Raw genomic sequence first — 23901 nt, 5'->3', positions numbered from 1 at the left:
AACGATCGACATCGAACAGGAAGAGTGCTTTCCAATTCTTGCCGGACCGTATCGAGGTCTGCCGCGCTCCGTCAAGACCCGCCCGCCGGCCCTGTCCGGCGCGGCCGTCCGGCGCGGCCGTCCGGGAGTAGCGTTGTCGGAGGCTGCCCGGTGCTGGCGATCGCGCCCGGCCATCCGCCGTCGCACCGCCGAGGCGGCGTTTCGCCGTCGCACCGGCACGGCATCGAGGAGCGGCATGAACAGCGCCACGGGCGGGCTCATCCGCCGGATGCTGCTGGCCACCGGTGCGCTGCTGCTCATCGTCGGCTGCGCCTTCGGGGTCCTGCTCATCTCGATCGGCGTGCAGCGCGAGACGGCCCGCATGTCGCGGCACTCCCAGGCGATCTTCACGACCGTCGACCAGGTCAACCGCCTTGCCTCGGAAATGCAGGCCGCGCAGTTGCAGTTCACCACCACCCGTGACACCCGTTTTCTGGACAGGTGGCAGGCCGCCCAGACGGGCCTGCCGGTCCAGACCGCCCGGCTGGAAGGCCTCGCCAGCACCCCGCAACAGCGGGACCAGGCCGGGCAGATCGCCCGGACCACCGACTCGTACGTCCACGACTACTCGATCCCGGCCGTGGACGCGGCGCGGCGCGGCGATCCCACGGCCTGGAGCGTGGCCAGCGTCCAGGAGGGCGGCCGGCGCATCGACCAGTTGCACGCCGAACTCGACAGCTTGCGCGGCACCGAGCAGACGCTCATCAACACCCGGGACCGGGAGACCGACGCCATGGCGGACCGGGAGATCACGGCGGTGGTCACGGGCATGGTCGGCTGCGCGATCGTCATCGCGCTCGTCGGCTGGTATCAGACCAGGGTGATGGTCCAGCCCATCCGCCGGGCGGCCGTCATGGCCGACCGGCTGGCCGGCGGCGACCTCGGCACGCGCATGCCCGAGACGGGCAAGGCCGAGATCGGCCAGCTCGAGCGGTCGTTCAACATCATGGCGGCGTCGCTGGAGCACAACCACCGGGACCTGGCCCGGCTCGCCGACGCGCAGACCGCCCTGCGCCGCGTCGCCACGCTGGTCGCCCGGGGAAGCCCGCCCGACGAGGTGCTGGCGTCGGTCGCCGAGGAGCTGGGGCGGCTGATCGGCACCGAGACGGCGCGCATCCTGCGCTACGACCCCGACGGCAGGGGCACGGTCGTCGCCGCCTGGCGGGGGCAGGAGCTCGACCTGCCGGTCGGCCGCCAGGTGCCGATCGAGGGCCGGACCGTCGCCGCGCTGGTCCTGCACTCCGGCCGGGCCGCCCGGATGGACTGCTACCGCGACGCCGACGGGTGGCTCGCCGCCCACCTGCGCGAGCGGGGGATCCGGTCGGCGGTCGGCGCGCCGATCCACATCGAGGGCCACCTCTGGGGCGTCGTGATCGCGACCACGCTGTGTGAGAGCCCGGTGCCGCCCGACGCCGAGGCGCGCCTGGCCGAGTACACCGACCTGATCGCCACCGCCATCGCCAACACGCAGGCCCGGGCCGACCTCGTCGCGTCGCGGGCGCGGCTCGTGGTCGCCACCGACCAGGCCCGCCGGCGGATCGAGCGGGACCTGCACGACGGCGTCCAGCAACGGCTGATCTCGCTCGCGCTGGAGGTCCGGCGCGCGGAGTCGGCGGTACCGCCGGAGCTGACGAAGGTGCGCAAACAACTGTCCGGCATCGTGGGCGAGCTGACCGACACCGTCGACGACGTGCGGGAACTCTCCCGGGGTGTCCACCCGGCGATCCTCACCGAGGGCGGCCTGCGGCCCGCGCTGAACGCCCTTGCCCGCCGCTCACCCGTCGCCGTGGAGCTCGACGTGCGGCTGAAGTCCCGCCTGCCCGAGCCGGTCGAGGTCGCCGCGTACTACGTCGTCGCCGAGGCGCTGGCCAACGCGGCCAAGCACGCCCACGCCTCGTTCGTGTCCGTCAGCGCGTCGGTCGCCGACGGCCGGCTCCACCTGACCGTCGGTGACGACGGCGTCGGCGGCGCCGAACCGGGCCGGGGCTCCGGTCTTGTCGGGCTCACCGACCGGGTCGAGGCGCTGGGCGGCTCGATGACCCTCGAGAGCCCGGTCGACGGCGGCACCCGGCTGCGCGTGGCGCTGCCGCTCAACGGCACCTCATCCGGCGCGGGTGCCCCGCCGGAACCGTCCACATGAGACGGCCGGCGGCTCGGCCCCTGCACCTCCGGGACGGACGGCCCGTCCGCGATCGCGGTGAGCACGACCGCGGACGTGGCCTCGCCGGCGGCACGCCCGCCGAGCGCACCCGGCGCAGCACCTCAGCGTGAACGGCGCCTCGAGGACCACCAGGACCACCCCGGTCGGCATCTGGCGGACCGGGGTGGTGCGTTCGGCGGTACCGCCGCCGGTGCGATGGCTCGCCGCCAGGGTGCGCGCCTTCGGCGTGTTCCCCGGGCATTCCCGGCCGGGCCACCCCGCCGTCGTCACCACCGGCGCCACCGCACGCGTGCTCGGTCAGACGGTGCCGCCCGCCGCGTCCAGCTCGGCGACGTCGGCCGGGGCGAGCTCCAGCTCGGCCGCCGCGAGCGAGTCGAGGATCGTCGCCGGCCGGCTGGCACCCGGGATCGGCACGACCACCGGCGACTTCGCGAGCATCCAGGCGAGGCAGACCCGCTGCGGGCTGACGCCGTACCGCCCGGCGACGGCCTGGAACGCCTCGTGCACGGTGCCGAGGTCGCCCGCCCGGCCGATGCCGCCCAGCGGGCTCCACGGCAGGAAGGCGATGCCCAGCTCGTCGCAGAGGCGCAGCTCCGGCTCGCTGCTGCGGAACACCGGGGAGAACTGGTTCTGCACCGACACCAGCCGGCCGCCGAGGATGTCGTTGGCGAGCCGGATCCGCTCCGGGTTCGCGTTCGAGATACCCGCCATCCGGATTTTGCCCTCGTCCAGCAGGTCCCGGATCGCCCCGACCGAGTCGGCGTAGGGGACCCTCGGGTCGGGGCGGTGGAACTGGTACAGGCCGATCGCCCCGACGCCGAGCCGCTTCAGCGACGCCTCGCACGCCTCCCTGAGATGGGCGGGGGAGCCGTCCACCGTCCACGAGCCGTCGCCCGGCCGCAGGTGGCCGCCCTTGGTCGCGACGAGCACGTCTCCGGCGTCGCCGCCGTACGTGGCGAGCGCCGCGGCGATCAGCGACTCGTTGTGGCCCACCTCGTCCGCGCCGGCGTGGTACGCGTCGGCGGTGTCGATGAGCGTCACGCCGGCGTCGAGGGCGGCGTGGATCGTACTGATGGAGCGGTTCCGGTCCGGGCGGCCCTCGATCGACATCGGCATGCCGCCGAGCCCGATCGCACTGACCTCCACGTCACCGATACGCCGCTGCCGCATGTGCTGTCCTCCTCGGATCCGGCCGGCCCGTCCGGACCGGTCCAGGACCAGCCTGCCAGCCGGAATCGGCGCGTCCAACAGCAGAATCTGATCGCATCGAGCGTGCCCGCTGATGAATCCGGTCCTGCGGCGTCAGCGGTCCGGGGCCGGCGGCCCGTCGGTGTGCCGGACCGTGAAGTGGGCCTGCTCCAGGGCGCCGTCGGGGCCCTCGGTCTCGACGACGGCGTCGACGCCGACCGGGTTGGCGACGACCGCCACCCGCAGCCCGGTGCTCGGGCCGGCGTGCCGGGGTCCGGGCCGGAACCGGAACTCCTGGAAGAACGGCAGGCTGCGGCGCACCCCGGGCAGGGACCGGTGCCCGAAGCCGGTGCTCTCCAGCCGGTAGCCGAGTCGCCGCACCGCGTCGAGGACCCGCCGGTGCCCGGGCAGCGGGTGCACCGCCATCGGGTCGGGCTCCGGGTCCTCCTTCTCCGCACCGGCGCCGGCGTCACCGGCCACCAGCGTGCGCAGGCCGACCGAGGTGGGGCCCAGCGACCGGTCGCCGATGCGGGTCACCGGTGTCTCCCACGGCAGCGGCAGCAGGAACGGGATCGACCGGGAGCGGCCGGCCCGCACCTGGACGCCGGTGGCCACCCGGTGCCGGATGACGGTCACGCCGTCGGACGCCTCGACGACGAGGGTGACGTGCTCGATGTCGGCCGGCCGGATCCCGGCGCGCAGGTGGACGCAGCCGGGCAACATGGTGCCGGGACGGACGTGCGGCTCGTGCAGCACGGTGTCGACGAACAGCGTCATGGGCCCACCATCACGCGACACTAGCACGTGTGACTGTACGGTCTGATCAGCTCGACGTCGCCGACCGCCGGCCGAGCCTCGTGTGCTGAGCGGGCGCGGGGACCTTCGGGCTTTCCCGGACGGGACCTTCGGCCCTGAGCACGTGACCCGGCGGTCAGCAGACTCGGGGCATGGACGCGCTCGATCTCGCCCGGTGGCAGTTCGCGATCACCACCGTGTACCACTTCATCTTCGTCCCCATCACGATCGGCCTGTCCGCACTGGTGGCCGGACTGCAGACCGCGTGGGTGCGCACCGGGCGGCCGGAGTACCTGCGTGCCACCAAGTTCTGGGGCAAGCTCTTCCTGATCAACTTCGCGATGGGTGTGGTCACCGGCATCGTCCAGGAGTTCCAGTTCGGCATGAACTGGAGCGCCTACTCGCGCTTCGTCGGCGACATCTTCGGCGCCCCGCTGGCCATCGAGGGCCTGCTCGCGTTCTTCCTCGAGTCCACGTTCCTCGGGCTGTGGATCTTCGGCTGGGACCGGCTGCCCAAGCGCGTCCACCTCGCGACCATCTGGCTCGCGTCGATCGGCACGATGCTCTCGGCCTACTTCATCCTCGCCGCGAACTCCTGGATGCAGCACCCCGTCGGTTACACCGTCAACGCCGAGCGGGGCCGCGCGGAGCTCACCGACATCTTCGCGGTCCTGACCAACTCGACCGCGCTCGTCACCTTCCCGCACACGATCACCGCCTGCTTCCTCACCGCCGGTGCCCTGATGCTCGCCGTCAGCGCCTGGCACCTGCGCCGCGACAACCAGCCCGAGGTGTTCCGCCCGGCGCTGCGGCTCGGCGCCTGGGTCGTGCTTATCGCGGGCGTCGGCGTCCTCGTCACCGGCGACCTGCAGGCCCGGGTCATGACCGAGCAGCAGCCGATGAAGATGGCCGCCGCCGAGGCGCTCTACGAGACGGACAAGCCGGCCTCGTTCTCCGTGTTCACCATCGGCTCCCTCGACGGCCGCGAGGAGCTCGCCTCCGTGCGCATCCCCTCGCTGCTGTCCTTCATGGCGACCGGCAGCCCGAACGGTGAGGTCGAAGGGATCAACGACCTGCAGCGGCAGTACGAGCAGCAGTACGGTCCCGGCGACTACGTCCCCTACGTGCCGGTCACGTACTGGTCGTTCCGGCTGATGATCGGCTTCGGTGCGCTCGCCATGGCCGTCGCCGCCCTTGCCCTGTGGCGCACCCGCAAGGGCCGCCGCCCCGCCGGGCGCTGGCTGTGGACCGCCGCGGTGGCCACGGTGGCGATGCCGTTGCTGGCCAACTCCTTCGGCTGGATCTTCACCGAGGTCGGCCGCCAGCCCTGGACCGTGTTCGGGCTGTTCAAGACCTCCGAGAGCGTCTCGCCGTCGGTGCCCACGAGCACTGTCGCGACCTCGCTGATCGTCTTCACGCTGCTGTACGGCGGGCTCGCGGTCGTCGAGCTGATGCTGATGCTGCGGTACGCCCGGGCCGGCGCGCCGGAAATTGTCACACCCCCCGACGACGATGAATCCGAACGTCCGCTGGCGTTCGCGTACTGAGGACGACTCATGGAACTCACGACCGTATGGTTCATCCTGATCGCCGTGCTGTGGGCGGGATACTTCCTGCTCGAGGGCTTCGACTTCGGCGTCGGCATGCTGCTGCCCGTCCTCGGCCGCGACGAGCGGGAGCGGCGGCTGCTCATCAACACCATCGGCCCGGTCTGGGACGGCAACGAGGTCTGGCTGCTCGTCGCCGGCGGCGCCACCTTCGCCGCCTTCCCGGAGTGGTATGCGACGCTGTTCTCCGGCTTCTACCTGCCGCTGCTGCTCATCCTCGTGGCGCTCATCGTGCGCGGTCTCGCGTTCGAATACCGCGGGAAGATCGACAGCCCGCGGTGGAGACGGCGCTGGGACCTGTGCATCATCGTCGGCAGCCTGGTGCCGGCGCTGCTGTGGGGCGTCGCGTTCGGCAACATCGTGCGCGGCGTGCCGATCAGCGCCGACCACGAGTACGTCGGCGGGTTCTTCAACCTGCTCAACCCCTATGCGCTGCTCGGCGGCCTGACCACGCTGACGCTGTTCGCGCTGCACGGTGCGGTGTTCCTGGCGCTCAAGACCGACGGCGACGTGCGGGACCGGGCCGGCCGGCTCGCCGTCCGGCTCAGCCTGCCCGCGGTGGCGCTCGCCGGCGGGTTCCTGCTGTGGACCCAGCTGACCCACGACGACGCCTGGGGCTGGGCCCTGTCCGGTGCCGCCGCCGCGGCCCTCGCCGGAGCGGTCGTCGCCGCCCGGTTCCGGCGCGAGGGCTGGGCGTTCCTGGCCACCGGCGCGACGCTCGTCCTCGCCGTCGCGGCGCTGTTCGTCACGCTGTTCCCCGACGTCCTGCCGACCAGCCTCCCCGGCGGCGACAGCCTCACCGTGACCAACGCGGCCTCCACGCCGTACACGTTGAAGGTCATGACCGGGGTCGCCGTGCTCTTCACGCCGATCGTGCTGGCCTACCAGTCCTGGACCTACTGGGTGTTCCGCAAGCGGCTGCGCGTCGAGCACATCCCGGTGAGCCACCCGTGAGGCCGCTCGACCCGCGCCTGCTGCGACATGCCGGGGCGACCCGCGCCTACCTGGCGCTGTCGGTGGCGCTCGGCGTCGCGCTCGCCGCGCTGCTGGTCGCCCAGGCGACGCTGCTCGCCGACGGCATCACCGCCGTCTACCTGCACGGCGCCGACCTGGCCGGGCTCGCGCCGACCCTCGGCTGGCTGGTCGCGGTCGTCGCGGCCCGGGCGGCGGTGGCGTGGGCGCAGGAGGTCGCCGCGGCGCGTTCGGCGGCGGCGGTCAAACGCCAGCTGCGCGCCAGGCTCCTCGCCCACGTCGCCGCGCTCGGGCCCGGCGCGGCACCCCGCAGCGGCGCCGTCGCCACCCTCGCCACCCGCGGTCTGGACTCGCTCGACGCGTACTTCGCGCGGTACCTGCCGCAGCTCGTCCTGGCCGCGCTCGTGCCGGTCATCGTGCTGGTCCGGATCGCGCCGGCCGACCTCGTCGCCGCCGGCACGATCGCTGTCACCCTGCCGCTCATCCCGGTCTTCATGGTGCTCGTCGGGCTGCACACCCAGGCGGCCAACCGGCGGCAGTTCCGGCTGCTCGCCCGGCTGTCGCACCACTTCCTCGACGTGGTCGCCGGGCTGCCGACCCTGCGGGTGTTCGGCCGCGCCCGGCACCAGGCCGGGGTCGTCGCGCGGATCAGCGCCGAGCAGCGCCGGGTCACGATGCGCACCCTGCGGGTCGCGTTCCTGTCCTCGCTGGTGCTGGAGCTGCTCGCCACCCTGTCGGTGGCGCTTGTCGCGGTCGGCATCGGGCTGCGCCTCGTCGACGGCAGCCTGGGCCTCGCGACCGCGCTGCTCGTGCTGATCCTGGCGCCCGAGGCCTACCTGCCGCTGCGCCAGGTCGGCGCCAACTACCACGCCAGCGCCGAAGGTCTCGCCGCGGCGACCGAGGTGTTCGAGATCCTCGAGACGCCACCGCCGCCGGCCGGTGCGGCGCCCGCCCCGGCCGGCGTGATCCGCTTCGAGGGCGCCGCCGTGCGCCACGAGGACCGCGCCGAGGCGTCGCTGCCCGCGTTCACCGCCGCCGTCCGCCCCGGTGAGCTGGTCGCCCTGACCGGCCCGAGCGGCTGCGGCAAGTCGACCGCGCTGGCGCTGCTGATGGGCTTCGCCGCCCCTGCCGAGGGCCGTGTGCTCGTCGGCGGCACGGATCTGTCCACGGTGGACTTGGACGCGTGGCGGTCGCGGGTGGCCTGGCTGCCGCAGCGTCCCTGGCTCAGCTCCGGGACGATCGCCGACAACATCCGCCTGGGCGCCGCGGACGCGTCCGAGGCGGCGGTCCGGCAGGCGGCCGAGCTCGCCGGCGCGCTGGACTTCGTCGACGCGCTGCCCGAGGGTTTCGGCACGCGGCTCGGCGACGACGGCGCAGGACTGTCCGCCGGGCAGCGGCAGCGCATCGCCCTGGCCCGGGTGTTCCTCCGCGACGCGCCGCTGGTCCTGCTCGACGAGCCGACCGCCAACCTCGACGCCGCGACCGAGCGGGACATCCTCGCCGCGATCCGGGCGCACGCCACGGGCCGGACCGTCGTCATGGTCGCCCACCGCCCGTCCCTGGTCGCGATCGCCGACCGGGTGATCCCCGTTGGCAAGCCCGCGCCGGCCGGGGCGGTGACCGCATGATCGGCCACGAGCTCAGGCGGCCGGAGCGCAGCGGAGGGGCCGCTCATCATGGGCTCGGTGTGGAGCTCAGGCGGCCGGAGCGCAGCGGAGGCCGCATGAGCGTCGTCGGTGCGGTTCTGCGGCTCTGCCGGCCCGCGGCGGGCAGCCTCGTCCTGTCGGTGCTCGCCGGAGTCGGCGCGGCCGGTGCCGCGGTCGGGCTCATGGCAACCTCGGCGTGGCTCATCTCGCGCGCCGCGCAGCATCCGCCGGTGCTCCACCTGATGGTCGCGATCGTCGCGGTGCGGGCGTTCGGCATCGGCCGGGGCGTGCTCCGCTACGTCGAGCGGCTCACCGGCCACGACGCCGCGTTCCGGGTCCTCGGCGCCCTGCGGGTGCGCACCTTCCGGCGGCTCGAGCGGCTCGCCCCGGCCGGCCTGGCCGGATACCGCCGCGGTGACCTCGTCGCCCGGCTCGTCGACGACGTCGAGTCGGTGCTCGACGTCATCGTCCGGGTGGTGCTGCCGATCACCGTCGCCGCCGTCACCGGCCTCGGCTCGGTCGTGCTCGTCGCCTCGCTGCTCCCGGCGGCCGGCGCGGCGCTCGCGGCCGGGCTGGTGATCGTCGGGGTCGGCGTGCCGCTGGTGCAGTCGGCCGCGGTCCGCCGCGCCGACGCCCGGCTCGCCCCGCTGCGCGGCAGCCTCACCGCCGGCACCGTCGACCTGCTGCGCGGCCTGCCCGACCTCGTGGCGTGCGGCGCCGTGGGCGACACCCTGGCGCAGCTCGACCGCACCGACCGCGCACTGCTCGCCGCGGCCCGGCGGTCGAGCGCGACGGCCGGCGTCTCGGCCGCGGTCACCGCCCTCTGCACCGGCCTGAGCGTGCTCGCCGGCCTGGCCGCGGGAGCCGTCGCCGTGCGGTCCGGCGCGCTCGACGGCGAGCTGCTCGCCGTTGTTGTGCTCACCCCGCTCGCGGTCTTCGAGATCGCCGGCATGGTCCCGGCCGCGGCCCAGCGCCTCGGCGCCGCGCGGGCCGCCCTGGCCCGGCTCGCCGACATCGCCGCGGCCGCCGACCCCGCCCCGGACCCGGCACGGCCCAGGCCGGTCCCGGCCGGCCCGCCGACCGTGCGGCTGGAGGCCGTCGGCGCGGGCTGGACCCCGGGGCAGCGCGTGCTCCACGGCGTGTCGCTGACCCTGCGCCCCGGGCGGCGGGTCGCCCTGGTCGGCCCGAGCGGCGCGGGCAAGAGCACCGTTGCGGCCCTGCTGGTGCGCTGGCTCGACCCGCTCGCCGGCCGGGTCACGCTCAACGGCGTCGACCTGCGAGAGTTGCGCGGCGACGACGTGCGCTCGACGGTCGGCTATCTCGGCGACGACGCGTACCTGTTCGACAGCACGATCGAGGCCAACCTGCGCATCGGCCGTCCGGGCGCGACACCCGCCGAGCTGGAGTCGGCGCTGGCCGAGGCGCGGCTCCTCGACTGGGTCCGCAGCCTCCCGCAGGGCCTGGCCACCCCGGTCGGCGAACACGGCATGGCGTTGTCCGGCGGCCAGCGCCGCCGGCTGGCCCTGGCACGGGCACTGCTCGCCGACTTCCCGGTGCTGGTCCTCGACGAGCCGACCGAGCACCTGGACGAGCAGACGGCGACCGCCCTGACCCGCGACCTGCTGGAGGCCACACGCGGCCGCACAGTCCTGCTGATCACCCACCGCCGCACCGACCTGTCCGCTGTCGACGAGGTGGTGGAACTCCAGTCCGGCGGCAGGGTCCACCCGGCGGACACAGCACACGGCACCGAGGCGGCTCGCCCCGCGGAGCTGCCCCCGTGTGCGGACGAGACGCGGGCCCGGGACGGCGGCCTGGTGAACCTACGGCCATGACCGCTGTCCCTGTCGCTGGCGCGGGGACTGCCGCTGCCGTTGCTGCTGGACTGCCGCCCCTGCGGGCCGTAGCCGTTCGTGGCCGCGGTGTTCCAGCGCGCCGTGAGCTGTCGAAGCCAGCCTGAACCTGCGACACGGTCGGCAGAGGCCCGACGTGGCCGGGTGCGGTTGGGAGGTCGGCAGCGGACTCATGCGGCGAGGTGATGGTCCCTTCGGGTGACTGGATGCCGTGGTCGGCGCGGCATGAACGGCATGCAGGTCGTCGCGGACGCCGGTGACGCGGCATTTGCCAGCGGGTTTCGGACCTCTCCATGCTCCGACAACCGCGCCGATCTTGGAGTTGTGGTGCTTGACAAATCCGGACAAATTCGGAGGTTCATGGCGCCACAACTCCAAGATCGGCGCGTAGTTGGGCGGCCGTTGCGCCGACCGCTCACCCCGAGCGGCTCCGTCCGGGTGGGGCCGGACCAGTACCGAGACGGCCGAAGCGCGCTGGCCGGAGCGGCCCGACGGAGCCGCCCGGCCGGTTTACCTCGCGGTGGGCGGGAGAGATCCGACCGGGATCGATCACCCGAAACCGTCTTGAGGAGCAAGCCTATGCGGGCACTGACCGACACGCCGCTGAGCGGGGACGAGGTGGCGCGCATCAACGCATACTGGCGGGCCGCCAACTACCTCTCCGTAGGGCAGATCTACCTGCTCGACAACCCCCTCCTCGAGCAACCCCTCCGGCCCGAACACGTCAAGGCGCGTCTCCTCGGGCACTGGGGCACCACGCCGGGACTCAACCTGATCTACGCCCACCTCAACCGGGTCATCCGGCAGCGTGACCAGGATGTCCTCTACGTCACCGGGCCCGGTCACGGCGGGCCCGGGCTGGTGGCCAACGTCTGGCTCGAAGGCACCTACTCCGAGGTGTACCCCGAGATCGGCCGCGACGCGGTCGGCATGCGGCGGCTGTTCAAGCAGTTCTCGTTCCCCGGCGGCATCCCCAGCCATGTCGCGCCCGAGACGCCCGGGTCGATCCATGAAGGGGGCGAGCTCGGCTATTCACTGTCGCACGCGTTCGGCGCCGCCTTCGACAACCCGGACCTCGTCGTGGCGTGTGTCGTCGGCGACGGCGAGGCCGAGACCGGGCCGCTCGCCACGGCGTGGCACAGCAACACGTTTCTCAACCCGGTCACCGACGGCGCCGTCCTGCCGATCCTGCACCTCAACGGGTACAAGATCTCGAATCCCACCATCCTCGCGCGGATCTCCGACGAAGCGCTGACCAAGCTCCTGGAAGGGTACGGCTGGACGCCGTACCTCGTCGCCGGGGACGACCCGAAGGCCGTGCACCAGCGGCTCGCCGCCACGCTCGACCGGTGTTTCGACGAGATCGGACGGCGCGCCGAGGGCGTCCGGCCGCCGATGATCGTGCTGCGGACCCCGAAGGGCTGGACCGGGCCGAAGGAACTCCACGGCCGGCCGGTCGAGGGCACCTGGCGCGCGCACCAGGTGCCGCTGCCCGACGCGCGCGGGGACGCCGAGCAGCTGGCGATGCTCGGCGCGTGGATGCGCAGCTACCGGCCGGAGGAGCTGTTCGACCCCGGTGGTGCGCCGAGGAGCGAGATCACGGACTGGCTGCCGGCCGGCACCCGGCGGATGGGCGCGACCCCGTACGCCAACGGCGGCCTGCTCACCCGCCCGCTCGAACTGCCGGACTTCCGCGAATACGCGGTCAAGGTCGACATGCCCGGCGCGCAGACCGGCGAGGCGACCCGTGTCCTCGGCACGTTCCTGCGCGACGTGATTCGCGACAACGCCCCGTACCGCAACTTCCGCCTCGTCGGCCCGGACGAGACCGAGTCGAACCGGCTCGGCGCCGTGTACGAGGCGACGGGCAAGGCCTGGCACGCCGTGGTCGAGCCGACCGACGTCAACCTCAGCCCGGACGGCCGCGTGCTCGAGATACTCTCCGAACACACCTGCCAGGGCTGGCTGGAGGGCTACCTCCTCACCGGCCGGCACGGGCTGTTCTCGTGCTACGAGGCCTTCATCCACATCGTCGACTCGATGTTCAACCAGCACGCGAAGTGGCTCAAGGTCGCGCGCGAGCTGTCCTGGCGGCGGCCGATCCCGTCGCTCAACTACCTGCTCACCTCGCACGTGTGGCGACAGGACCACAACGGCTTCTCGCACCAGGATCCCGGTTTCATCGACCACGTGGTGAACAAGAAGGCCGAGGTCGTGCGGGTGTACCTGCCGCCGGACGCCAACACGCTGCTCTCCGTCGCCGACCACTGCCTGCGCAGCCGCGACTACGTCAACGTCATCGTCGCCGGCAAGCAGTCGGCGCCGCAGTGGCTGTCGATGGAACAGGCCGCCGCCCACTGTGCCCGGGGCATCGGGATCTGGGACTGGGCGTCCACGGACGAGGGGGATCCGGATGTCGTACTGGCCTGTGCCGGCGACGTGCCGACCCTGGAGACCCTGGCGGCGACGTCACTGCTGCGGCTGTACCTGCCGGAGCTCAAGGTGCGCGTGGTCAACGTCGTGGACCTGATGCGGCTGCAGCCGGTGTCGGAGCACCCGCACGGGCTCGCCGACCCGGAGTTCGACGCGATCTTCACGACCGACCGGCCGGTCATCTTCGCGTACCACGGCTATCCCTGGCTGATCCACCGGCTCACGTACCGCCGCGTCAACCACCCGAACATCCACGTGCGCGGCTACAAGGAGGAGGGCACGACCACCACACCGTTCGACATGGCGGTGATGAACGACCTCGACCGCTTCCATCTCGTCATGGACGTCATCGACCGCGTTCCGGGCCTCGCCCGCAGGGCGGCCGTCGTCCGCCAGACGATGGTCGACAAGCGGGCCGAGCACCACCGGTACGTGCGGGAGACCGGCGTCGACCTGCCCGAGATCACCGACTGGCTGTGGCCGGCAGACGCCTCGGCGTAGCGAGCCGGCTACAGCGGGACCCGCCACGCGACGCGGGTCCCGCCCGGCGACGCCGGTTCGACCGTGCAGGTGCCGCCGAGGTCCTCGGCGCGGGCGCGCATGTTGGGCAGGCCGTTGCCCTGACCGTTGTCCTGACCGCTGCCCGAGCCGCCGGCCGTGCCGGGGCCGCGGCCGTCGTCCTGCACGGTGAGCAGCAGCGCACCGCCGCCGGCGGCGACGGTCACCTGCACCGAGCGGGCACGGGCGTGTTTGACGACGTTGCTGAGCGCCTCGCGGAGCACGGCGAGCAGGGCCGTGCGCGCCGGGCCCGGCACCGCCGTGTCGACCGGCCCGTCGATGCGCAGCTCCGGCCGGAAGCCCAGCGCGTCGCGGACCTCGTCGATCTGCCCGCGCACCTGGCCGCGCAGGCTGTCGCCCGGAGCGCTGCGCAGCTCGAAGATGCTGCCCCGGATGTCGCGGATCGTCACGTCGAGATCGTCGACGACCCGGTCGATGCGCTCCTGGACACCGGGGGTGCCCGCCAGCCGGGCCGCGCTCTGCAGCTGCATGCCGGCCGCGAACAGCCGCTGGATGACCACGTCGTGCAGGTCGCGGGCGATCCGCTCGCGGTCGCCGACCACCGCGAGCATCTCCCGCTCGTCCTGGGCCCGGGCCCGTTCCAGCGCCAGGGCCGCCTGCCCGGCGAACGTCTCGACCAGCGCGACGTCGGGATCCTCGGCGAAGGTCACGCTGCCCTGGCGATACGCGACGACGAGCGCCCCGAGCGGAACCCCGCCGGCCGACAGGGGGACCAGCAGCGCCGTGCCCGTGGACAGCGACACCGGCCAGGCGGCGGCCTTGCCGAGATCCTCGACGACGGCGAGGTGGCGGCCGTTCACGACCCCGGTGAAGTCGCTGCGCGCCACCTCCACCGTGGCGCCGGTCAGGTCGTAGTCGCCGCCGACGGCCACCTCGACCCGCAGCTCACCGGCCGGTTCGTCATACAGCAGCACCATGGCCAGGTCGGCCTCGGCCACCTCCCGGGCGCGGGTGGCGACGAGCTGCAGCGCCTCGGTGCGCCGGACCTCGCCCAGCAGCACGGCGGTGATCTCCGCGGCGGCCTCCAGCCACCGCTGCCGGCGGCCGGTCTGGGCATACAGCCGGGCGTTCTCGATGGCCGCGCCCGCCGCGACGGACAGCGCCGAGACGAGGTCCTCGTCGTCCTGGGTGAACTGCTCGCCGCCGCCCTTCTCGGCGAGGTAGAGGTTGCCGAACACCTGGTCGCGGATGCGGATCGGCACGCCGAGGAAGCTGTGCATCGGCGGGTGGTTGGGCGGGAAGCCATACGCCCGGGAGTGCTGCGTGATGTCCTCGAGGCGGATCGCCCGCGGCTCCTCGATGAGCAGCCCGAGCACACCGTGGCCGCGGGGCAGGTCCCCGATCGCCGCGCGCTCCGCGGGCGTCACGCCGTGGTTGATGAACTCGACGAGCATCCGGTCGGGGCCGATGACGCCCAGCGCACCGTACCGCGCGTCGGAGAGCCGGCACGCCGCCTCGACGATGCGCTCGAGGGTGCTGTGCAGGTCGAGGTCGGCGCCGATGCCGACCACGGCGTCGAGCAGTGCACGCAGTCGCTCGCGGTTGGTCATCACCTCGCCGACGCGAGCGAGCAGCTCCTGCAGCAGGTCGTCGAGGTCGACGCGCGACAGCGACGGCAGCTGCAGGTGAGGCTTCCAGTCCTCCTCGTCCATGCCCATGCCGGACATCCTAGGCGGGGCGCTTCCGGGACCGGCTCAGTGCTTGCCGAGGAGCTTCGACGCGAGGACCGCGGCCTGGGTGCGCCGCTCCAGCCCGAGCTTCGCCAGCAGGCTGGACACGTAGTTCTTGACGGTCTTCTCGGCCAGGAACATCCGCTCGGCGATCTCCCGGTTGGTCAGCCCTTCGGCGACGAGCAGGAGGATCCGTCGCTCCTGCTCGGTGAGGTTGCGCAGCTCGTCGGGCTGCTCCGGGCCCTTGCGGATGCGCTCCAGCACGCGCGCGGTGACGGCCGGGTCGAGCAGCGACTGCCCGGCGGCGACCCGCCGGACCGCGTCGACGAGGTCGGTGCCGCGGATCTGCTTCAGCACGTAGCCCGCCGCGCCGGCCATGATCGACGCGAACAGTGCCTCGTCGTCCTCGTACGACGTCAGGATCAGCGCCCGGATCGACGGGTCCACCGACCGGATGTCGCGGCACACGTCGATGCCGCTGCCGTCGGGCAGCCGGCCGTCCAGCACCGCCACATCGGGGCGCAGCGCCGGGATGCGGTGCGTGGCCTCGACCGCGGAGCCCGACTCGCCGACGACCTCGATGTCGCCCTCCCGCTCCAGCATCTCGCGGATGCCGAAACGCACCACCTCGTGGTCGTCGAGCAGATACACCCTGATCATGTCGTCCTTTCTACCTGGTCCGGGCGATTCTGGCACGTGTCCGAGGTCCTGGCCGGTCCCGCGGCGATTCGGGACCTTCGCCTCTGAACGCCGAGCCCCGGGCACGCGAGATTGGAGAGGTACCACCGACCGCCCAACCGAGGAGCATGCCATGGCCGCCATCGAGTACACCGACCGCGGGGCCGCGGTGCGGGTCGCCCCGGTCGGCCGGCTGCTGACCGGGGCGGTCCTGGCCGCGCTCGACGCCCCGTCCGTGCTCAACACCCAGCCGTGGCAGTGGCGCATCGACGGCGACCGGGCCGAGCTGCGCGCCGACCGGCGCCGCCAGCTGCCCGCCATCGATCCCGACGGCCGGCTGATGACGCTGAGCTGCGGGGTCGCCCTGCACCACGCCCGCGTCGCGCTCGCCGCCGACGGCGCGCAGGCCGAGGTGACGTATCTGCCGGACCCGGACGACCCGGACCTGCTCGCCACGCTGCGGTACACCGGCACGGCCGAGCGCGCACCGCACGTCCAGCGGCTGCGGCGGGCCATCTCGGTCCGGCGCAGCGACCGCCGGCCGTTCGCGGACGTGCCGGTGCCGCCGGACGCGCTCGACCGGCTCGCGGCCGCCGCGGCCGCCGTCGGCGCACACCTGCACCTGGTCCGGTCGCAGGACCTCACCGGGGTCGCCGTGGCCGCCGGTCACGCCGCCGACGTGGAGCAGTCCGACCCCGCCTACCGGGCCGACCTCGCGGCGTGGGTCCACCCGGACGACGGTTCCGGCACCGGCGTGCCGCCCGAGACGACAGTGCCGTCCGGTGCCCGTACGGTGCCGATCCGGAACTTCACCGGCGGGGACGAGAACGCCAGCATCTACAGCGGTGCGGAGGTCGCCGACCGCCATGCGCGCTACGGCGTCGTGGTCACCGAGGGCGACGAGCCGCGCGACTGGCTCGCGGCCGGCGAGGCGCTGAGCGCGGTACTGCTCACCGCCACCGCCGACGGCCTGGCGACCTCGCCGATGAGTGATCTGGTGGAGATCATCGCCGCGCGGGAGGCGCTGCGCCGCACGCTCGGCAACGTCGGCCACCCGGCGATCGTCGTGCGCGTCGGCGTCGCCGGCCGCGGCGCGACGGGCCCCCGCGCCCCGCGCCGCGACTCCGAGGCCGCGGTCGAACTGGTCGCCGGCCGCGCGCAGGAGTGACCAGGACCGTGGCGGCCGGCCCGTCGGCGGGCCAGGGCGATTGACACCGCGTCACCGCGGCCGAGACGCTCGGTGCGGGAGCGGGCCGGAATGTTCGGTGCGCGGCCGGGCAGAGAGGCGGGGTGACGCGGATGATCGCATGGCAGGTGCACCGGCCCGGGCCCGTCACGGGGCACCCGCTGCGGCAGGTGTCGATGTCCGTACCCGAGCCCGGCCCCGGCGAGCTGCTGCTGCGGGTGCGGGCGTGTGCGGTGTGCCGGACCGACCTGCACCTCGCCGAGGGTGACCTGCCGCCGATCCGGCCCGACGTGGTGCCCGGCCACGAGGTCGTGGGTGAGGTGAGCGGGCTGGGGGAGGGGGTCACCGGGTTCAAGGCCGGCGAACGGGTCGGCGTGGCCTGGCTGCGGCACACCGACGGCACCTGCCGGTACTGCCGTCGTGGCGCCGAGAACCTGTGCCCGGACTCCCGCTACACCGGCTGGCACGCCGACGGCGGCTACGCCGAGTTCTGCGTCGCCCCCGCCGACTTCGTCTACCGCCTGCCGGACCGCTACGACGACGTCCACGTCGCGCCCCTGCTGTGCGCGGGCATCATCGGCTTCCGCGCGCTGCGCCGGGCGGACCTGCCGCCGGGCGGCCGGCTCGGGCTCTACGGCTTCGGCGCCTCGGCGCACCTCGCCGCCCAGGTCGCCATCGCCCAGGGCGCCACCGTGCACGTGCTGACCCGATCGAAGGCGGCACAGCGGCTCGCGCTGGACCTCGGCGCGGCCTCGGCCGGGGACGCCGCCGCGGCGCCGCCGGAGCCGCTGGACGCGGCGATCCTGTTCGCGCCGGTGGGCGATCTGGTACCGGTGGCGCTGTCGGCCCTGGACCGCGGCGGCACGCTCGCCATCGCGGGGATCCACCTGACCGACATCCCCGTGCTGCGCTACGAGGACCACCTCTTCTACGAGCGCACGCTGCGCAGCGTCACCGCGAACACCCGCGAGGACGGCCGTGACTTCCTCACGGTCGCCCAGGAGCACCCGCTGCGGGTGAGCGTGACGCCGTATCCGCTGGCGCGCGCCGACGAGGCGCTCGTCGACCTCGCCGCCGACCGGGTGAACGGCGCCGCGGTGCTGGTCACCTGAGCCTTACCGGAAGCCCGGTCCGCCGGGCGGGCTGTGCGCCACGAGCACCGGGCAGGCGGCGCGCTCCAGGACACGGCGCATCACAGACGGGTTCGCCGGCTGCTCGGTGTCGTCGGGGCACCGGGTGCCGAGCACCATGAGCGCGGCCCACTGCGACACCACCGTCAGCGCCTCCGCCGCCTCGCCGGGCTCGCTGCGGACCTCGACGTCGACGTGCGGGAACCGGGCGCGCCACGGCGCGGCGGCCTCGTGCAGCCCGCCGCGCACGGCGGCCTCGTCGGAGGTCAGGTCGCAGCACCGCGACCGGCCGGGCCGCCACAGGTCCGGATGATGCCAGGCGCGCACGACCACGAGCCGGCTGCCGCGGCCGGCCGCCTCCTCGAAGGCCACCCGCAGCGCCCGCCGCGCCGACGCGGAGCCGTCGTACCCGACCACGACCGGGCCCTTCCTCGGCAGCACCGCGTCCGGCGCCGCCCAGCGCTGCGCGTCATGCACGATGAGCACCGGGCAGTCCGCCCGGACGCCGAGTGCCTCGGTCACCGATCCCAGGGCGCGTCCGCCGGTACCGCGGCTGGCGACCACGAGCAGCCGGGCGTCCCGTGCGTGCCGGCGCAGCACGGCCACCGGGCGCCCGACCTCGGTGGTGCCGACCGCGGCGACCCCGACGCGCCATCGCCTGGCCTCGGCCGCCGCCTCCGCCGCGACGTCCCGGTCGCGGGACGGCCCGGGCGGCGGCGACGGGGACTCCGGCAGCACCGAGAGCGCGATGAGGGTGCGCGTGTACTGGTGGGCCTGCTCGGCCGCCCACCGCAGTGCGCCGACGCTGTGCTCCGACCCGTCGACGCCGACGACGACCGGCCCGAACCGGTAGGCCATCGTGGATCCACCTCCCACCGGGGGTTCAGCCGTGGCCGGCGAGCACCCCGGGCCGTTCCGCCTCCGGCTCGATGCCGTGGTAGACGGTGGAGTCCGGCCGCCTGCCACCGTGCACCATGTCGGCCAGGGTCCGTTCCATGCCCATGCAGGTGTCCTCGACGTAGTCGAGCCCGGCCGAGCGGGCGAGCCGATCGGCCTCCTCGCTGATGATGCCGAGCTGCAGCCACACCGCGCCGGCGCCGATCGCCACCGCCTCCCGGACGATCCCGGCCGCGTCGCCGGCCGGGCGGAAGACCTCGACGACGTCGACGTGCTCCGGTATGTCGGCGAGCCGGGCGTAGGCACGCTCGCCGAACAGCCGGTCCGCGTACGGGTTGACCGGGATGATCCGCCACCCCTGGTCCTGCAGCATCTTCGGCACCCAGTGCGCGGGCTTCTGCGGATCGCGTGACGCGCCCACGACCGCGATCGTGTGCGCTTCGGCGAGGATCTGCCTGGCGGTGCGCATCGGTCTCATCTCCCCCGGTAGGCCACAGCCGTCAACACCTCTACCGTCGCTCTTGCTCCGCGCTGTCGACAGTCCAAAAGTCCCGAAAATCCCCGAATCTTCCCGTTTCGGCGACGGGCTACCGGCTCAGGCGTACCGGCTGGTCCGAGACGGCCTCGATGTCGGCGGCGGCCGTCAGCAGCAGCCGGTGCCCGAGGTCGGACAGCGCCCGGGCGACGGCGAGCTCGTCACCGATCTCCGGGATGTCCTCGTCGGCCGGATTGAGCCTGGCCTCCCCCTTGCCGATGAGTTGAGTGTCGTCATCGGCGTCCAGGCGGACCTCCGCGAACGTCCGCCCGTTGTCCTCGCTGATGGCGATGTCGACGCTCCAATGCTTCGTGGCGGTCATGGCGAACTCCGATCTCCTCGTGCCGGCCGTCGTCGGCGGCGGCCGGGTTCCGACCCCTTCCACGCCCATGCCCGCCCGCGCCGTCCACAACCAAAAACCGCATCCCGGGCCCCGAAGACCGCCGCCGACCTGCACCTTCACCATGCCACGCGGTGACAGTCCGGGATCGGTGGGTAGTGGTATCGCCGTACCGCCAGTCATCCGTGTCCGATCGAGGGAGGAACGATGCACGCGAACGTCGGAGACCGGTTGATCGTCGAAGGCACTCGGGTCGGTGACCACCGGCGCGAGGGCATCATCACCGAGGTGCGTCACGGTGACCACACGCCGCCGTACACCGTGCGGTGGCTCGGCGAAAACCACGAGGCACTGGTGTTCCCGGGCCCGGACGCCAGGATCCTGCCGGCCGAGGGGCGCGAGGCCGGTGCGCCCACCGGATAAGGGGTCAGACGGGCCGCCGGCGGACGTGCTCGTCCACCTCGGCGACGCGCTCGGCCAAGAATGCGCGCTCGGCGTCGTTGCCGGCCAGCGCGAGCGCCCGCGCGTACTCGGCCGCGGCGTCGGCGTGCCGGTCGAGCCGGCGGAGCAGGTCGGCCTTGACCGCCGGCAGATAGTGGTAGCCGGCCAGGTGTCCCTGCCGGTCGAGCGCCTCGAGTTCGGCCAGCCCGGTCGCCGGGCCGGCGACCATCGCGACGGCGACGGCCCGGTTGAGCGCGACCACCGGCGAGGGCCAGACCGCCAGCAGCGCGTCGTAGAGCACCACGATCTGTGCCCAGTCGGTGTCCGCGGCGGTCGGCGCCGTGGCGTGCAGGGTCGCGATCGCGGCCTGGAGGCCGAACCGGCCGGCGCCACCGCGCAGGGCGCCGACGACCAGGCGGTCCGCCTCGGCGACGGCCCCGCGGTCCCACCGCGAACGGTCCTGCTCGTCCAGGCGCAGCAGCCGCCCGTCCGGGCCGGTGCGGGTGGCCCGGCGGGCGTGGTTGGCCAGCAGCAGCGCCAGCAGCCCGCGGACCTCCCGTTCGTCCGGCATGAGCCGGTGCAGCAGGCGCGCCAGGCCGAGCGCCCGGTCCGTGAGGTCGTCGCGGGACAGGCGTGGACCGGTCGGCGCGGTGTGGCCGGTCGTGAACAGTAGATGGATCACCGTCAGCACGGCGTCGAGCCGGTCGGGCAGTTCGGCCGCCGACGGCATGCGGAACGGGATCCGGGCGGCGACGATCTTCTTCTTCGCGCGGGTGATACGCGCCGCCATGGTGGCCTCGGCGACGAGGAACGCCCTGGCCACGTCCGGGGTCGGCACCCCGCAGGCCAGCCGGAGGGTCAGCGCCACCTGGGCGTCCGGCGCCAGCGCCGGGTGACAGCACAGGAACAGCAGCCGGAGCCGGTCGTCCGCGGCCGGCGTCGTCCCGGCCGCCGGGTCGTCCCCGGTCGCCGCGGGCTCCACCAGCAGGTGCAGCTTCGAGCGCAGGGTGGCGGCGCGGCGCAGCGCGTCCAGGGCATTGTGCCGGGCGGCGGTGACGAGCCACGCCCCCGGCCGGTCCGGGATCCCGCGCCGCTGCCACTCCTCGAGCGCGGCGAGGTACGCATCCTGCACGCACTCCTCGGCCAGGTCCAGGTCGCGCGTGACGCGCACCGTCGCGGCGAGCACCGTGGCCCACTCGCGGCGGTGCGCGTCGTCGACCGCCTGACGTACCGTCGTCACGCCACCGTCAGCCGGCCATGAGCGGCCGCACCTCGACCGCACCGTCCATGATCGGCAGCAGCCGGCCGATGGCGACCGCCTGGTCGAGGTCGGCGGCCTCCACCACGAAGAACCCGGCGATGACCTCCTTGCTCTCCAGGAACGGCCCGTCGGTGACGGTGCCGTCCCGGCGGATCGTCCGGGTGGCGGCGCTCGGCTCCAGCGCCTGCTCGTTGACGACCCGGGCGCCCATCGCCGTGATCGCGTCACCGACGCGCAGGTTGGCCTCCATGACCTCCGGCGGGATGTCGGCCACGCCGCCGGGCAGTTCCTTCTCGTAGATCAGAATCGCGTACTGCGGCACAGCGCACCTCCGCCTCACCAGTTGCCCGTCTCGGGACCCATCGCACCGTACTCGACCCGGCCGGCCCGCTCGTACGTCGTCAGGACGACGCCGGTGCCGGTCGTCGCCGTCGCCGTCAGGCGCAGGCCGGCCGGCACGGTGCCGTCGCCGAACAGCCGCTTGCCGGTGCCGACCAGCACCGGGAACACCGCCAGGTGGAGCGCGTCGACCAGGTCGTGGCGCAGCAGCGTCTGGACCAGCCCGGCGCTGCCGTGGACCTGGATCTCCCCGCCGTCGCCCTGCTTGAGCTCGCGGACCGCAGCGACGGCGTCGCCGCCGAGCAGCTCGGAGTGCTGCCACGGCACGGCGCCGAGGCTGCGCGACGCGACGTACTTCGGCAGCGCGTTGAGCCGGGACCCGATCGGGTCGTCGGCGGGGGCCAGCGGCCAGCTCTCGGCGAAGATGTCGTAGGTCCGGCGGCCCAGCAGCAGCGCCCCGGCCCGCCGGACCAGTTCCGTCATCACCGTGCCGAGCTGGTCGTCGAAGTGCGGCACGACCCAGCCGCCGTGCGTGAACCCGCCGTCGCGGTCCTCGTCCGGGCCACCCGGGGCCTGCACGACCCCGTCCAGGGTCATGAACGAGGTGACCAAGAGTTTTCGCATGTTGGTGTCCTTCCGGTCGTACGGGCTGAGCGGGCGCCGACGTCGACCTCCGCACCGGCCGACGCCCTCACCCACAACGGCGAACGAGCCGCTCCCGAATCGACAGCGCGGCCGGAGCAACCTGGCCGCTACCGATCCGCAGCCGGAGAACCCCTCCGGGCGGACCGTACGCCGCCGATGTTCGCGGCGTGACCGGTCAGGCTGCCCGCACCGACGTGAGTACCCGGCTCGTCCATGTCGGCCGGCAGCCGATCTACGACCGGTCCGGCGCGGTGGTGGCCTACGAGCTGCTCTTCCGCGGCCGGTTCGACGCGGTGGACGCCGAGCACCGCGACACGTTCGCGACCAGCCAGGTCATCACCAACACGTTCACCGAGTTCGGCATCGCCGAGATCGCCGGGGACCGGCCCTGTTTCATCAACCTGACGCGCGAGTTCCTCGTCGGCGAACTGCCCCTGCCGTTCGCGCCGGACCGGGTGGTGCTCGAGGTGCTGGAGACCGTGGCGGTCGACGACGAGGTGGTGGCCGGCGCGGCGCGCCTCGCCGCCGCCGGCTACCGCATCGCGCTCGACGACTTCGTCCTCGGGCTCGGCCACGAGCGGCTGCTCGGCCTGGCCTCCCACGTCAAGCTCGACCTGCTCGGCACCGACCCGGCGCAGCTCGACGAGCTGGTCGCGATCAGCCGCCGTCGGCCCGGCGTCCAGCTGGTCGGGGAGCGCATCGAGTCCGCCGCCGAGCTGGCGCTGGCCGACCGGTACGACTGCGAACTGCGCCAGGGGTACGCGTTGAGCCGCCCCGAGGTCCTCACCGCCACCAGCCTGGCGCCGTCCCGGCTGTCGCGGCTGCGGCTGCTGGGCGCGCTCGGCGCCGCCGACAGCAACCTCGACGAGGTCCTGCGGGTCGTCACCGACGACCCGGCGCTGGCGCTGCGGCTGCTGCGGGCCTGCAACTCCGCCGCGATCGCGCCGGCCCGGCCGGTCACCTCGCTGCGGCAGGCGGTCGTCCTGCTCGGCCTCGGCCAGGTCCGGCAGTGGGCCATGCTCATGGTCGTCAGCGACGTGGCCGGCGGCACCGTCGAACAGCTCGCCGACGCGGTGACCCGGGCGCGGTTGTGCCAGCACCTCGCCTCCGGCGTCGGCGCCGCACCGGAATCGGCGTTCACCGCCGGGCTCATCAGCAGCGTCGCGGCGCTGCTGGACACCAGCCCGGCGGCGCTCGCCGCGCAGCTGCCGCTCGCCGACGACCTGGTCGACGCGATCGTCACCGGGCAGGGACCGGTCGGCCGGGCGCTCGGCCTCGCCGACGCCTATCTCACCGGCCGCACCGTGGAGGCGGCGACGGACGACCCCGCCCGGAAGTACCTGGACGCGTTGCGCTGGTCCACCCGCGTGGTGGACGCCACCCGCCCGGTCTGACGGCGTGGCCGGGCATACCGCCTGGCGCCGGGATGACTGGAACCGATCAACCTTGCGGCCGTAGCCTCCGGAACGGAGCGTTTCTCGGGGCACCCGGTCCGCCCCTGTTCAT

At 73.7% G+C, this 23901-nt stretch carries 19 protein-coding genes and 1 pseudogene; 10 read left to right on the top strand and 10 right to left on the bottom strand.

All coding sequences use genetic code 11. The features are described from left to right. The first annotated feature begins 235 nt into the window (after nt 1-235). A complete protein-coding gene (locus tag Dfulv_RS27205; protein WP_259856272.1) occupies nt 236-2179 on the top strand; it encodes a sensor histidine kinase in 1944 nt (647 codons plus the stop codon). A 318-nt stretch (nt 2180-2497) separates the two neighbouring features. Here Dfulv_RS27205 and Dfulv_RS27200 read toward each other — a convergent pair whose 3' ends face one another. After that, nucleotides 2498-3370: an aldo/keto reductase gene (locus tag Dfulv_RS27200; RefSeq protein WP_259856271.1), complete on the bottom strand. Its 873-nt coding sequence runs from the start codon at nt 3368-3370 to the stop codon at nt 2498-2500. 132 nt (nt 3371-3502) lie between these two features. Then, complete coding sequence (locus Dfulv_RS27195) at nt 3503-4165, bottom strand: sporulation protein (protein WP_259856270.1); 663 nt, start codon at nt 4163-4165, stop codon at nt 3503-3505. A gap of 170 nt (nt 4166-4335) precedes the next feature. Here Dfulv_RS27195 and Dfulv_RS27190 point away from each other — a divergent pair, with 170 nt between their 5' ends. The 5 genes from Dfulv_RS27190 (at nt 4336) to Dfulv_RS27170 (ending at nt 13195) form a co-directional block, all read left to right on the top strand. Further along, nucleotides 4336-5730 (top strand): cytochrome ubiquinol oxidase subunit I, encoded by a 1395-nt coding sequence (locus Dfulv_RS27190; RefSeq protein ID WP_259856269.1) that lies wholly within the window; start codon nt 4336-4338, stop codon nt 5728-5730. 9 nt (nt 5731-5739) lie between these two features. Beyond that, nucleotides 5740-6744 carry a cytochrome d ubiquinol oxidase subunit II gene (cydB, locus tag Dfulv_RS27185; RefSeq protein WP_259856268.1) on the top strand — a complete coding sequence of 335 codons (1005 nt, stop codon included), beginning with the start codon at nt 5740-5742 and terminating at the stop codon, nt 6742-6744. After that, a complete protein-coding gene (gene cydD / locus Dfulv_RS27180; protein WP_259856267.1) occupies nt 6741-8390 on the top strand; it encodes a thiol reductant ABC exporter subunit CydD in 1650 nt (549 codons plus the stop codon). The genes cydB and cydD overlap by 4 nt, the downstream gene beginning before the upstream one ends. 95 nt (nt 8391-8485) lie before the next feature. After that, nucleotides 8486-10243 carry a thiol reductant ABC exporter subunit CydC gene (gene cydC, locus Dfulv_RS27175; protein WP_259856266.1) on the top strand — a complete coding sequence of 586 codons (1758 nt, stop codon included), beginning with the start codon at nt 8486-8488 and terminating at the stop codon, nt 10241-10243. A gap of 597 nt (nt 10244-10840) precedes the next feature. Further along, nucleotides 10841-13195 carry a phosphoketolase family protein gene (locus tag Dfulv_RS27170; RefSeq protein WP_259856265.1) on the top strand — a complete coding sequence of 785 codons (2355 nt, stop codon included), beginning with the start codon at nt 10841-10843 and terminating at the stop codon, nt 13193-13195. 8 nt (nt 13196-13203) lie between these two features. Here the strand turns inward: Dfulv_RS27170 and Dfulv_RS27165 are convergent, their stop codons facing one another. Together Dfulv_RS27165 and Dfulv_RS27160 are read right to left on the bottom strand one after the other, a co-directional pair. After that, nucleotides 13204-14940, bottom strand: coding sequence for a GAF domain-containing sensor histidine kinase (locus Dfulv_RS27165; protein WP_406567839.1), 1737 nt, complete (start codon nt 14938-14940; stop codon nt 13204-13206). 27 nt (nt 14941-14967) lie between these two features. Further along, the gene (locus Dfulv_RS27160; RefSeq protein WP_259856263.1) at nt 14968-15603 is read right to left on the bottom strand and encodes a response regulator; all 636 of its coding nucleotides are present in this window, start codon (nt 15601-15603) and stop codon (nt 14968-14970) included. Between the two features lie 151 nt (nt 15604-15754). Between Dfulv_RS27160 and Dfulv_RS27155 the strand changes: the two genes are divergently transcribed. Both Dfulv_RS27155 and Dfulv_RS27150 read left to right on the top strand, forming a co-directional pair. After that, complete coding sequence (locus Dfulv_RS27155; protein WP_259856262.1) at nt 15755-16789, top strand: Acg family FMN-binding oxidoreductase; 1035 nt, start codon at nt 15755-15757, stop codon at nt 16787-16789. A gap of 131 nt (nt 16790-16920) precedes the next feature. Beyond that, nucleotides 16921-17919 (top strand): zinc-dependent alcohol dehydrogenase family protein, encoded by a 999-nt coding sequence (locus tag Dfulv_RS27150; RefSeq protein WP_259856261.1) that lies wholly within the window; start codon nt 16921-16923, stop codon nt 17917-17919. 3 nt (nt 17920-17922) lie between these two features. Here Dfulv_RS27150 and Dfulv_RS27145 read toward each other — a convergent pair whose 3' ends face one another. The 3 genes and pseudogenes from Dfulv_RS27145 to Dfulv_RS27135 all read right to left on the bottom strand — a co-directional run bounded on the left by Dfulv_RS27145 (nt 17923) and on the right by Dfulv_RS27135 (nt 19691). After that, a complete protein-coding gene (locus Dfulv_RS27145; RefSeq protein WP_259856260.1) occupies nt 17923-18795 on the bottom strand; it encodes a universal stress protein in 873 nt (290 codons plus the stop codon). A gap of 103 nt (nt 18796-18898) precedes the next feature. After that, nucleotides 18899-19303, bottom strand: a pseudogene (locus tag Dfulv_RS27140) (CoA-binding protein); the annotation flags it as partial. 118 nt (nt 19304-19421) lie between these two features. Next, entirely contained in the window at nt 19422-19691 is a 270-nt protein-coding gene (locus Dfulv_RS27135) for a DUF1876 domain-containing protein (RefSeq protein WP_259856259.1), read from the bottom strand. Nucleotides 19692-19916: 225 nt separating this feature from the next. Between Dfulv_RS27135 and Dfulv_RS27130 the strand changes: the two genes are divergently transcribed. Then, entirely contained in the window at nt 19917-20132 is a 216-nt protein-coding gene (locus tag Dfulv_RS27130) for a DUF1918 domain-containing protein (RefSeq protein ID WP_259856258.1), read from the top strand. Nucleotides 20133-20136: 4 nt separating this feature from the next. Here Dfulv_RS27130 and Dfulv_RS27125 read toward each other — a convergent pair whose 3' ends face one another. From Dfulv_RS27125 to Dfulv_RS27115, 3 genes are all read right to left on the bottom strand, one after another. Continuing rightward, nucleotides 20137-21336, bottom strand: coding sequence for an RNA polymerase sigma factor (locus Dfulv_RS27125; protein ID WP_259868186.1), 1200 nt, complete (start codon nt 21334-21336; stop codon nt 20137-20139). 61 nt (nt 21337-21397) lie between these two features. After that, on the bottom strand, nt 21398-21733 hold the full coding sequence (locus Dfulv_RS27120; RefSeq protein ID WP_259856257.1) for a YciI family protein: 336 nt from the start codon (nt 21731-21733) through the stop codon (nt 21398-21400). A 14-nt stretch (nt 21734-21747) separates the two neighbouring features. Next, nucleotides 21748-22374 carry a dihydrofolate reductase family protein gene (locus Dfulv_RS27115; RefSeq protein ID WP_259856256.1) on the bottom strand — a complete coding sequence of 209 codons (627 nt, stop codon included), beginning with the start codon at nt 22372-22374 and terminating at the stop codon, nt 21748-21750. Nucleotides 22375-22562: 188 nt separating this feature from the next. Between Dfulv_RS27115 and Dfulv_RS27110 the strand changes: the two genes are divergently transcribed. Further along, nucleotides 22563-23789 carry an EAL and HDOD domain-containing protein gene (locus tag Dfulv_RS27110; protein ID WP_264675823.1) on the top strand — a complete coding sequence of 409 codons (1227 nt, stop codon included), beginning with the start codon at nt 22563-22565 and terminating at the stop codon, nt 23787-23789. Nucleotides 23790-23901: the final 112 nt, after the last annotated feature.

Source organism: Dactylosporangium fulvum, assembly GCF_025137375.1.
Classification (GTDB): domain Bacteria; phylum Actinomycetota; class Actinomycetes; order Mycobacteriales; family Micromonosporaceae; genus Dactylosporangium; species Dactylosporangium fulvum.
The sequence above is the reverse complement of the archived record's forward strand: the minus strand, read 5'-3'. Positions and strand labels throughout refer to the sequence as shown.